7 protein-coding genes and 1 pseudogene are annotated in these 12240 nt (G+C 62.1%); 4 read left to right on the plus strand and 4 right to left on the minus strand.

Translation table 11 applies throughout. From position 1 onward, the window contains the following. Genes ACSQ3L_RS31095 through ACSQ3L_RS31105 form a run of 3 tightly spaced genes read right to left on the minus strand, consistent with a single transcriptional unit; the run spans position 1 to position 5454 of the window. Positions 1-3261, minus strand: coding sequence for an error-prone DNA polymerase (locus ACSQ3L_RS31095; RefSeq protein ID WP_436163631.1), 3261 nt, complete (start codon positions 3259-3261; stop codon positions 1-3). After that, entirely contained in the window at positions 3258-4781 is a 1524-nt protein-coding gene (locus tag ACSQ3L_RS31100) for a Y-family DNA polymerase (RefSeq protein ID WP_436163632.1), read from the minus strand. Before ACSQ3L_RS31100 ends, ACSQ3L_RS31095 begins: the two co-directional genes overlap by 4 nt. Continuing rightward, positions 4696-5454, minus strand: coding sequence for an ImuA family protein (locus tag ACSQ3L_RS31105; protein WP_436163633.1), 759 nt, complete (start codon positions 5452-5454; stop codon positions 4696-4698). Before ACSQ3L_RS31105 ends, ACSQ3L_RS31100 begins: the two co-directional genes overlap by 86 nt. A 145-nt stretch (positions 5455-5599) precedes the next feature. On the opposite strand from ACSQ3L_RS31105, the gene ACSQ3L_RS31110 reads away from it, so the two are divergent. The 3 genes and pseudogenes from ACSQ3L_RS31110 to ACSQ3L_RS31120 form a co-directional block, all read left to right on the plus strand. Then, entirely contained in the window at positions 5600-6214 is a 615-nt protein-coding gene (locus tag ACSQ3L_RS31110) for a hypothetical protein (RefSeq protein ID WP_436163634.1), read from the plus strand. 51 nt (positions 6215-6265) lie between these two features. After that, the gene (locus ACSQ3L_RS31115; RefSeq protein WP_436163635.1) at positions 6266-7561 is read left to right on the plus strand and encodes a glucoamylase family protein; all 1296 of its coding nucleotides are present in this window, start codon (positions 6266-6268) and stop codon (positions 7559-7561) included. Positions 7562-7650: 89 nt separating this feature from the next. After that, positions 7651-7935, plus strand: a pseudogene (locus ACSQ3L_RS31120) (PIN domain-containing protein); the annotation flags it as partial. Between the two features lie 142 nt (positions 7936-8077). Here the strand turns inward: ACSQ3L_RS31120 and ACSQ3L_RS31125 are convergent. Further along, positions 8078-11785 (minus strand): AAA family ATPase, encoded by a 3708-nt coding sequence (locus ACSQ3L_RS31125; protein WP_436163636.1) that lies wholly within the window; start codon positions 11783-11785, stop codon positions 8078-8080. Positions 11786-12009: 224 nt separating this feature from the next. On the opposite strand from ACSQ3L_RS31125, the gene ACSQ3L_RS31130 reads away from it, so the two are divergent. Then, complete coding sequence (locus ACSQ3L_RS31130; RefSeq protein ID WP_436163637.1) at positions 12010-12216, plus strand: hypothetical protein; 207 nt, start codon at positions 12010-12012, stop codon at positions 12214-12216. Positions 12217-12240: the final 24 nt, after the last annotated feature.

Below are 12240 nucleotides of genomic sequence, written 5' to 3' on the forward strand. Positions count from 1 at the left end.
CTACCGGAAATCCCGCGTCTTCACCTTGATGCGGTCGATATGCTCGTAGGGATCGACGATATCGCGTGCCTTCGGCATGCCACGGGGATCGATGCCCGATCCGCCGTGATGAGCCTCGTCGCCGCGGCCGTGTGGCAACGGAAACGGCGCCTCGCGGTTTCCGACGCTCGCCAGTTCGGCCGACAGATCAGTCAGCTCGTGGGCGACGAGATGCACCACCTCCCCTTCCCTCTGGATGCGTCCGCGGACGCCGAGCATGGCCGACGAAAGAAGCACGCGCCGGAATTTCTCGAACACCTTGACCCAGACGACGACGTTTGCGGCGCCCGTCTCATCTTCCATGGTGAGGAACATCACGCCTTTGGCCGATCCCGGCCGCTGCCGGACCAGCACCAGGCCGGCGGCCTGGAGCCAGCTTCTGTCTCGCGCCTGCATGGCTTCCTGACAGGTCACGATGCGGCGCCGGCAAAGATCGGCACGCAGGAACGAGACGGGGTGGCTGCGCAAGGTCAGCCCGACATGGCCATAATCCTCGACGACCTCGCGACCGGCCGTCATTGGCCTGAGGGTGATGACAGGCTCGCGGATTTCCGGCACGGTCCTCTGTTCACGGGACGTGGCGGCCGCAAACAGGGGCAAAGGTTCATCGCGCAGCGCCTTGATCGCCCAGAGCGCATCGCGGCGGGCAAGGTTCAGATCCGGCAAAAAGGCATCGGCCTCGGCGAGCTGGACCAGTGAAGCCGCTGGCACGCCGGCGCGGCGCCAAAGATCGTCAACTGAGGCGAAGGGCTCGTCGGCCCGTGCCGCGACGATCGCGGCTGCGTCATCATTGGCGAGACCCTTCACCATGCGCAGGCCAAGCCGGACAGCGAAGCAATCTTCGACATCGGTCGGCTCCAGCGTGCAATCCCAGCGGCTGGCATTGACGCAGACGGGGCGCACCTCGACGCCATGATCGCGGGCGTCACGCACGATCTGGGCCGGCAGATAAAAGCCCATCGGCTGCGAGTTTAAGAGCGCCGCACAGAACACATCCGGATGCCAGCATTTCATCCAGCTCGAGGCATAAGCGATCAGGGCGAAGGAGGCGGCGTGGCTTTCAGGGAAGCCGTAGCTTCCAAAACCCTCCAGTTGCGAAAAGGTCTTTTCGGCAAACTCCGAGGTGTAGCCGTTGGCGATCATGCCGTTGATCAGCTTGTCGCGGAATTTCGAGACGCCGCCGGTGTGCTTGAAGGTGGCCATGGCGCGCCGCAACTGGTCGGCCTCGCCGGCAGAAAAGCCGGCGCAGACCATGGAGACCTGCATTGCCTGCTCTTGAAACAGCGGTACGCCGAGTGTCTTGCCGAGAACGCGCTCGAGCTCTGGTGTCGGAAACGTCACCTCTTCCGTCCCATCGCGCCGGCGAAGATAGGGATGGACCATGTCGCCCTGGATCGGCCCCGGCCGAACGATCGCAACCTCGATGACCAGGTCGTAGAATGTCCTGGGCTTCATGCGCGGTAGCATCGACATCTGCGCGCGGGATTCGATCTGGAACACGCCAAGTGTGTCGGCCTTCCTGATCATCGCATAGGTGCGCGGATCTTCGGCCGGGATCGTCGCCAGGTCGAGTGTGACGCCCTTGTGCTCGGACAGGAGATCGAATGACTTCTTCATGCAGGTGAGCATGCCCAGGGCCAAGACATCCACTTTCATGAATTTGAGGGCGTCGATATCGTCCTTGTCCCATTCCACCACCTGGCGGTCCTTCATCGCCGCCGGCTCGATCGGCACGAGGTCGTCAAGACGATCATGCGTCAGGACAAAGCCGCCCGGATGCTGCGAGAGATGCCGCGGTGTGCCCGCAAGTTGCGCCGCGAGCTCCAGGGTCAGGGGCAACCGACGGTCGCCGAGATTGAGGTTGAGCTCTCGCGCGCGCTGCTCATCGACCGCCTCGCCATGGCCCCAGACTTGCGATGACAGGAGTTTGGTCATGTCCTCGGGCAGGCCGAGCGCCTTGCCAACATCACGAACGGCACCTTTCGTCCTGTAGCGAATGACAGTCGAGCAAAGCGCTGCGTGGTCGCGGCCGTAGGTTTCATAGACCCACTGCATGACGATCTCGCGCCGTTCATGCTCGAAATCGACGTCAATGTCAGGTGGCTCACGCCGTTCCTGGCTTACGAACCTCTCAAACAGGAGTTTGTTGCGTTCGGGATCGATGGAGGTGATGCCGAGCACATAGCAGACGGCCGAATTGGCGGCCGAGCCGCGGCCCTGGCAAAGGATGTCCTGGCTGCGGGCGAAGCGGACGATCGAGTTCACGGTGAGAAAGTACGGCGCGTATTCGAGCGTCTCGATCAGCCGCAGTTCGTGTTTCAGAATGCCAACGACCTTATCGGGCAGACCCTCGGGATAGCGTCGGGCCGCACCTTCCCAGGTAAGCTTTTCCAACGCTTGCTGGGCCGTCAGCCCCGGCATGGTCTTTTCCTCCGGGTATTGGTAGGCGAGCTCGTCCATCGAGAAACGGCAGCGGTCGGCGATTTCGACCGTGCGCGCCAAGGCCTCAGGATAATTGCTGAACAGTCGCGCCATCTCCTCGGTTGGCTTGAGATAGCGATCGGCATGACGTTCCCGTTGGAAGCCGGCGTCATCGATGGTGACGTTGTGGCGAATGCAGGTGACGACGTCCTGCATGATGCGGCGGGCCGGTTCGTGGAAGAGCACGTCATTGGTGACGACGGTGGGCACGCGCATCGCTGCCGCCACGTTTGCCAGTTCGTAAAGTCGGAGCTGATCGTTCGGGCGCCTGCGCAAGGTGAGCGCTAGATAGGCGCGATCCACGAAAGCCTCGCGCAGCCGCCGCAGACGGACGGCACAGAGGTCATCAGCCTCGTCGGGAACGAGCACCGCGATCAGTCCCTCGCCATAGGCAACGACGTCATCCCAATCGAGATGACACTTCGCCTTGCCGGCCCTGCCCTTGCCGAGCGAAAGCAGGCGGCAGAGGCGCGAATAGGCCGGTCGGTCGGTCGGATAGATCAGGATCGACATGCCATCGGCGAGATCGAGACGGCAGCCGACGATCAGCCGGACGCCTGTCGTCTTTGCCGCTTCATGCGCGCGCACGATGCCGGCAAGCGAATTGCGGTCGACGACAGCGAGCGCCTCGATACCGAGCAGTGCGGCCTGCGCAAACAGCTCCTCGCAGGACGATGCACCCCGCAGGAACGAGAAATGCGAGGTGACCTGCAGCTCGGCATATCGAGTTCCGACGATCATCCGAAGATCCCGTGCATGAACCATTTGTGCGATCCGGTCGCGGCGTCTTCGCCGTCGCCGGCGCGGTAGACCCAGTAGCGCTCGCCGTTCTGGTCCTCGACCTGAAAATAATCCCGCACCGCCGCGAGCTCGGCGTCGCGCTTCCACCATTCTCCGAAAACGCGTTCCGGGCCGTCCGCCCGCTTTATGCGGCGGCGCACGCCGCGCCAGGTGAAGGTCACGGGCGGATGGTCGGGAAGAAGTGCGACCGTCTCGATCGGCTCGGGTTGCGGCAGCAGCCGCGACGGACGCGGCCAATGGCCGGGCCAGCCCTCGCCGGTGTCGGGCGCCATCGGCGCAATGCGTTGAACCGAGCGTTCGGGAACGTCGCTCTGCACCGGGGCGAAGCGATAGAGCCGGTCCTCGCCGACACGGTTTGCGAGGATGTCGATGACATCGGAGACGTCGGGCTCCGGCGCCTCGGCGAGCGAGGAAATCATCTGCTTGGCCCGCAGCGGCTCGGCGACCGTCGCGGCAAGCCGCATCAGCTCGATTCCGAACCCTGGATCGATCGTCTCGATCTTGTCGGTGAGGAGTCGGGTCAGGCGCTTCACATCGCGCACCGGCGTTGCAGTGCCGGCACGGATCGCCTCGATGCGGTTATCGACGCGGAAGAACAGAAGGTCGAGCCGCCGCGCGCCCTGCCCTCGCGTCTCGAGTTCGGCGCAAAGTTCGGCCACCAGCTTGCCGGTATAGCGCGCGATCGTCTCTGGCGCGCCGATCGGCTCGGCAAAATTGCGGCGCACCTCGACGATTTCCTCCGGCCGGATCGGCTCGATCGTTTCGCTGACCCGGGCAAAGGCCTGGTCGAGGCGGCGGCCGGGTTCCGGCCCGAAACGCAAGGCGAGCGCCGCGCGCGGCGTGCCGGCGAGATCCGCAATTGTCTCGAAGCCGAGCCGCCTCAGGCTATCGACCGTGCTGGCGGCCAAGCGAAGCGCCGCGATCGGCAAAGGCAGGACCGCCTGCGCCGTCTCGCCGGATGGAATAACGATGGTCTGCCGCCCGCCGAAGCGGGCCAGCGCATGCGCGGCACCCCAGGTGTCGGCGACCGCCGCCCGCGCCGTAATGCGGGATGCGGCAAGCCGCTCCACCATCCCGGTAAGCATTGCCGCCTCGCCGCCATGCAGATGATCGGCGCCGGTCGTGTCGATGACGAGGCCGTCCGCGGGATCGACGGCGACGATAGGCGCATAGCGGCGCAACGCCCACAGCGCCAACCGCTCGAGCGCGATTTCGTCGGCGTCGGGCTCGGCGTCATGAACAATCAGGCCCGGGACGAGCGCCTGCGCCTTGCTCCCCGGCATGCCGATGCGCAGGCCGGCCGCGTGGGCTGCCGCATCGGCGGCGAGCACGACACGGCGACGACCGTCGCGGCCGATGAGTACGAGCGGCGTCTCAGGCGGAGGCGCGGCGTCGCCCGATTTCCTTCTGAAGCGGTCTGTCAACCACAACGGAAGGAAGAGCGATACGACCCTTGGCATCGCATGCCTCCACTGTAAAATCTGCACTCTCTCCGGCCCGGCATCGGATCAGCTCAACGTGCCAGCGCGCCCGTCCGATGCCCGGTACCGGCAATGGCGTCGACGGCAGGACCGACACCCGCCAGCGTGTCTCGGCGGCGGTTGGCTGGCAAAAATCGGTTGCCTCCGTCTGCCGACGCCAGCGGCGAATGGCGATGCCGATGGCGCCGGAGCTTTCGGCGGCAAGCTGCAGACGCCGTGAGGCCGTCATCGAAAGCCGGGCAATCTCGGCAACGACGGCGCCAAAGCCGCCACGAAGCCCCTCCTCAAAACAGCCGAGAGCGGATTTTTCGTCGCCGGCTTCGACATAGATTACCCGTCCCGGAGGAAGGCCGGCCTGTTCGATCGCAGGCGCGAAAAGATCGGGCCGGGTAACGCACCACAGCACCTTGCCGGCAGTCCGCGCGGCAATTCCCGCTGCAAACAGTGCCGCGGCCGCGCCATCGACGGCGCCATTTCCGCCGCCTGCCACCTCGTGCAGACCGCCAAAGGCCAATCCTCCTCCCGGCAGAACCCTGTCGATGGCAGCCACTCCGAACGGCAAAACCGTGCGGGCGCGCGCGCTTCCGCCCTCGAGACGCGCGATGCGTTCTCGAAGCTCGGAAATGGCAGCAGGGGGCGCCGATACACTCATCTGACCCTTGAAACGCGAAAAGCCTGTGATATGTTCTACATTTGTTCTCGTCTTGGGTAAGAGTCAATCGGGATGATGTCATGACCTCTGCGGAAGGCGAAGGCGTCGAAGCTCCGAAGCTCCCGAACAGCAATGGAGACAGGTGATGACCATCACCATCCGCGTCGAAGGAGCGCAGCTGGAAGAAATCGTGCGCGGCCTGCTCGCCGCACAGGACGTGTTCGACGAGGCCGGCGTCACCCCAGATCAGGCGGCGACGGCGCGCTTTGTTGTCGAAGGTTGGGACATCCGCGGCTTTGCCGGCAAAGTGCCCGAGGAAGAACTCGCGATCTGCACCGTCTGGGACGAGGCCGACCAAGCGGCGGTTCAGGCTTGCTGTGCCGGCTGGGCTGTCGACAAAATCCCAAGCTCGGCCGATCTCGAGCTCGTCAGGGAACCCCAGCATTTCAGGCTTACGTCGGAGGAAGAGCGCGGCGAGTGGCTTTTCCAAACCGCTGATGCCGGCATTCTCGAAGAGATGTGCGAGGAAGGCTATTTCGACGACGGACGGCCCGAAGACGAGGTCGTCTTCTTGCTCGACGATTGGGATTTCGAGCAACTGACCAACGAGCAGCGGCGGCTATATGACCAACGGATCTATCCGCTGATGCGTGTGTGGTTTTTCGAGCGTGAACGTTTTGAGGAAGAGTATGCTCATCGTCGCGCTGAGTGGTCAGGCCGGTCGCCGGATGAGCGGCAGCTCACCTTATTCGCAGCGTGAGTGCGACGTCGCTATAAGAACGTCGATCAATCGTACAGCGTCCGGCCGATAATGCCTTCATTTGCCTCACCCAATCTACCACCACACGCCGCCGAGCTTGACGACGACGCGCTGCTGGACATCGTCCAGCGGCAGACGGTCGGATACTTTTGGGAGGGCGCCCATCCGGTCAGCGGCCTTGCTCGCGATCGGCAGAAGACCACCGGCGACCCTGCCAATGATCTCGTCGCGATTGGCGGCACCGGCTTCGGCATCATGGCTCTTATCGTCGCGGTTGAACGCGATTGGATCGATCGCGGTGCAGCGCTGCGGCGATTGCTCCAGATGCTCGACTTCCTGGAACGTTCGCCGCGCTACCACGGCATGTTTCCACATTTCATCAATGGCTGCACAGGTGACACCATCCCCTTCCGGCGCAGGGATGACGGGGCGGACCTCGTCGAGACAACCTTCTTGTTCCAGGGATTGATCTGCGCCCGCGAATATTTTGCCGCCAACACTGCAGAAGAAAGCACCCTGCGCGATCGTGTGAACGGGATGCTAAACCAGACCGAGTGGGACTGGTTCGTACGCGGAGACCAGCAGCTCCACTGGCACTGGAGCCGGAACCATGGCTGGGCGATGGATAGCCCGATCACGGGCTGGAACGAATGCCTGCTCAGTTTTGTGCTGGCGGCGGGATCGTCATGCCACCCTATCGATCCGAAGATCTATCACGAGGGCTTCGTCGCCGGATCCAGCTTTCAAAACGGGCGTGCGTACCACGGCATCTCGTTGCCGCTCGGCATGAATTTCGGCGGTCCGCTCTTCTTCGCCCATTACTCTTTCTGTGGGCTCGATCCGCGCGGCCTCGTTGATCGCCATGCTGATTATTGGGACCAGAACGTTCGGCACGCCCAGATCAATCATCGGCATTGCGTCCTCAATCCGCTCGGGCATGTCGGATATGGTCCGGATTGCTGGGGCCTGACATCGAGCCATGGCCCCGGAGGCTACGTTGCACATGCACCGGATAGGGATTTGGGCGTCATCACGCCGAGCGCCGGGCTGTCGAGTTTCCCCTACGTGCCGACAGAAGCCATGTGCGCGTTACGAGGCTTCCTGATCAAACCCCGAAAGCGCATCTGGGGGCGCTTCGGTTTTGTTGATGCGTTTTGCGAAAACCGAAACTGGTATTCCCGAACCTATCTTGCGATCAATCAGGGGCCGATCGTCGCCATGATCGAGAACCACCGGACAGGGCTCTTATGGGATCTGTTCATGGCCGCACCAGAAATACGGATTGGCCTGGCGAAGCTCGGCTTCACCAGCCCGCACCTCAGCCGCGATTTCGCAAAGGCAGGGTGAGCCGAAGCGCTCAGAATAAGCATTGGGCCTGCGGGGCTAGCCTTTCGGGTTCGCTGCAGGTCTCGATAAGCCCGCGAATCTTGCCGTCGCTGGAGAAGCCTACCGGCCGCAAGCGCGATCAGCTCGAAGCGTGGTTCGCAGGGCCGGAAGGCCCATCAGCTCTCTTCGCCGGGCGCGTTCTCCCCTTCGATGAGAAGGCAGGTCTCATTTGGGCGAGGCTCATGTCCGAAGGAACAGCCGCCGGTCGCCCGCGCTGCGCGCTCGACACAATCATTGCCGCCGTTGCGGAATCCAACGGCTGCACGATCGTCACAGACAACGAGAAGCATTTCACCGAGATCGACACGATCAACCCGTTGCGCGAAAGCTCATGAGAGCGAAAATCTAGACGATCTCCCCGTATCTGATCAGGTCGGCCGAAAAACTCCCGTCTCCATTTGCCGTCTGTCGATCGAACCGATGTGATATTTGAAATCTTGCAGAGCGATCCGGGGCGCGTACTGATCGCCTTAACTATCAAAGTCCGAGAAGGGATCGTAGCTTCTGCTCAATATCTACTGAGTCTATACCACCTCCCTCGGTGGTCGTGACTAAGATGCCGGCGTCACCCTCCCCCTCGTCTTCCGGCAACACCCCTTGAGAGCGATACCAATCCAGCTTCGCTAGCCAGCGGCGTCGATATGCTGGTTCGGACAGCAGCCCAAGATGCTCCAAAAAGATGCGCCGACCAGTCTCTGCGTCTTCAATCGTGAAGTCAGGATATCGAACGCTGCCGTCCTGCCCTGTGAAGGGTTGTTCGTAGGCGTAGGTGATGCCAAGGGCGTGAAGCAGATTGGCAATGATCACCTCCGATTTTGAGCGGACTAACTCGCCCCGGGTGGTGCGGTGAATGAGTCCTTCTTCGAGGAAGGCCCCGACATGCTCGACAGGCTTGGGATCGGAAAACAGATTTGTCAGCCGACGGGCGGTCTCGGAATGCTCGGATAGAGACAGCTTAAGGAGGGCCCGAAGGTCGCCCTGGTGAAAGAGGACCACTTCTTCGCGTTGACGAGTCAATGCGGTGTAGAGCAGTTCGCGCGAAAGCAGGCGGCAGGGGTTCGGGACCACGATGAACGTCATCCCGAATTCGCTGCCTTGGGCTTTGTGGATGGTCAACGCATAAGCGAGCTCCAAAGGCGCTTCGCCTTCATCGCCGAAATCACTCCCTCCAAAGCCAAACTTGAAGCCGAGCTGCGAAGAGAATTCGACCTCGATCTTCCAGGGGAGCCCCTTTGGCTTCCAACTGCTCCCTTTGAACTGGCCCACAACGATTCCGATCTCGCCGTTTGCGAGATAACCCTTCTCCATTTTTGGATAGACGTCGTACCGCCTCGCATTGGCGACATTGATCACTTTGTCGCCGTACAGGACCCCTTGTGCGCCCAACGGCTTGCAGGTCTTTCGCTCCCAATATTTTTCGGGCTCGGCCCAAGCACGCGCTTGCCGCCGGAAGGACTTCTGAAGCCACCGGTTCAAACCGTCTACGCCAGTCTCGCCAGCGCGCACCGGTGACAGTATCTGCCATGCCTCAGCGTCGGCGCCTCCACCACGACGGCTTTCGACGCCCTTGGCGTCCTTTTCCGAACGCGACAGGTTGAAGTAGACCGCCTTATTATACGGACGACCGCCGAGGCTAATTTCGAAGGTGGCGTCGTCTCGCTCATCGTCGAAGCCTTGCTTGTGCGAAATGGCCCGCGTCGCTGCCTTGATTTCGGCAAGAAGCTTTGTCTGGAGGTCGGTGTCGCCTTCCCAGCGAACAGCTCGAATGCCGATCGACTTGCCGCTGGCTAGACGATCCCAGGCTTCATCAGCACCGGGATCGGGAGCCTCTCCCCCGAACCACCTCGACAAGATGATGTCGTCACGAGCCGCTGGCGGCTGTCCCGCCGCGACTGATTGCTCGGTCTGCCGGCGCACGATCTTAAGTTCCGCATACCCGGCGAGCGCCTCGTTATTTGCGATGGCATGTTCGTCGTTCAAATAGCGAACGATGTCGACAAAGGGGCGACCCGCGCCGATTGGCGGGAGCTGCCTCGGATCGCCCACCAAAATCAATCGCTCGACCGCCGTTGTCTCTATTGCGTCAAGGGTGGCCGCCAATTGGTCTTCGGTCAGCATCGAGCACTCGTCGATGACTACAGTCTTGAAGCCGCGCTCGCGGTTGGCGTCATCGGTAACGCGATAGGCCCCGGTCAGCGGGTCATAGCGTCCGAGTGCCAACAAAAATTGCGCAAGTGTGTAGGCCTGCGCATTGTTGGCCCGCTTTTGCATCTGAACTCGCGCTTTGCCGGTCGGGGCGAGCAGGAGGACACCCCCGGCGGCGACCGACGGCAACGACAGGAGGGCCGTCAACAGGCTCGTCTTGCCCGTGCCAGCAGGCCCGATCAGAACCGAAAACCGGGACCGATAAATCTCCTCCAGCGCTTTGGCTTTTTCGATGCGCGCAAGCTCTTCCGTTTCGGGGTCGCTCGCGTCGGCAAATGGCGGAAGCTGCTGGTCGATGAGGGCTCGCCAATCGTGCTCACCAGCATGGCGTTTGCCCGCGAGGCGCCGCTTCACACGAGCCGAGATGATGTCGCGTGACTCTACATACTCCTGGAGCTGCCATGCGGGCGTGCCATCCGCCATACGGGCGACGGCGATCCTTGCCTTCAAGAACGTGCCAAATGCCTCGATCCAATCGGCGCCGATTGCGCATTGGGGCGAGATGTCGAGGTCGCGGACGCGTTGCACGAGCCAAGATTGGGGAAGCAAGGTATGCCCTTCACCAGCTGCTCGATCGAGCGTGGTGATCATAAAGGCGCGGCCGCGACGGGGATCAATCGCCTCCGCACAGCGGGAGGGATCAGGTACGGGCGCCGCTGCCGCAATCGTAGCGTCGGGGAACAGCCCACGATCGATCACTGCTGCCGAAATCGGGTCTATGCGTCCGCGGTCGTCTTCGAAGCAAAGATACGGGTTCGCTAGAATTTCTGCGTCGGAATCCGTGATGGCTGCCCGCTTGCGTTCCTCGGTTACAAACCATCGGGTCGCCTGATCGGCGGTGATCTCGAATCTGGCAAGCAGCTTCAGCAGCGCCCGCCGTTCTGGCTTCAGGCTGTCCCAGAGCTTGGCCGCCGTCGAACCGACTGTCGCTGCCAAATCGGGGGCGAGCAGTGTCGGCTCGTGAAGCACCTTTTCAACGAGCGGCCAAGGATCGCGCACCTCCTGAGATCCGTCGGCGTGCAGCTGTTGACCAATAGCATGGGCGACCAGGGTGCCGTGAGTCAATCCGAACGCTGTTAGCGCTGAACCTAGGCCGGGAAAGGCACCCCGAAGCCGCCAGATTCGGTTGAGCTGATTGTCGACCCAGCCCCGAGCGGCGGACCAGTTGCCAGGCACCATTTTTTCGAGCCGCTCCAGTAGCGACGCGCAGGCGAGCAGAACCGTGATCGTTTGGTCATGCGTCACATGCTCTGTGCCCATTGAGAATGCATCCCAATGTTCCTCGGGCGCATGGAGCACAAAACTCGACAAATCGATGCTGGGGTCTTTTGCGGCCAGGTCAATCACGTCGTGGTAGGGAAGGAGAAAGCCGTCCTTGATCTCTGGCCGTATCGAGTGATGCAGATTGCGCTCCCACAGGACGCAGCGCATGGCATCCGACGGCGCGCCCTTCTCGTAGATGTATTCGACAGAAGGGTCGACCTTGAGAACTCGACCTATGCCGACGATGACCCGCCGCCCGTCGTCCGATAGCGGAGTGCGCTTGGCGTAGAAGAAGACAAGTGACTCCTCCGGTGCGATGGCGCCGAAGAATGTGTCGAGCATCGAAAGCTGGTTCCGGCGTTCCTGAACCCAGAGCTTATCGAATTCGAGGTCGGGCTCGAATTCGGGTCGGAAATCGATCTTGTAGGCCTTGGCCCGGTCGGGGATACCGTCGTCCGAGCTCTTCATCATCCAGGCGAAAGGAACAGCCGCAGCCGAGAAGGCCGCATGGTGAAAGTGGCTTTCCTGGAAATGTTTGTATCTGGGGTCGTGGCTATAGGGGTGGCGGACCCTCCGGGCATAACCGAAGGGCGCCATGAATGCTCCGCGTTCTGCGGCGCACGCCGGTAGCCGAGCGCCGTCGGGATCCCACGCGGCCCCAGCGACGCTCGTCTCGAAATCGTCGTCCTTGGTTTCCGCCACTCTAGGCAGGATCAAGCAGGATGTGTTTCCCCGCGGATTGGCGCAGATCTTCCCGGCCCAACGACTGTCGTGCCATGGCACGCGGACGGAAACGTGCATCGTCGGCAGCTGTCTCGCGCCCCTGATCATTGCCAAATCCTCCCTCGTATTCCTGCCGTGATCCTCACCAGGGAATAGCATCGTGACACAGGTGGTGCATTTTGCATATCATGCCACAACAACAGCAGGAGACTGGGGCCATGGCCTCCAGATCGGGCAGGAAGGAGTTCCGGACCTCGGTCATTTTGACTGAAGGGCAGTTCAGCCGTGTTCGGGAGATCGCACAAGCGAATGACGCATCGATCGCATGGGTCTTGCGCCAAGCCGTCGACCGCTACTTGGAGGCGCAAAGCGCCACGTCGGTAAGGCAGGCTGGAAAGCCGCCGGCGACGACGAAAGTACGCTGATGCAAGGGGAGCAAGTCATGGGAC

The organism is Mesorhizobium sp. LjRoot246 (genome assembly GCF_964254115.1).
Lineage (GTDB): Bacteria > Pseudomonadota > Alphaproteobacteria > Rhizobiales > Rhizobiaceae > Mesorhizobium.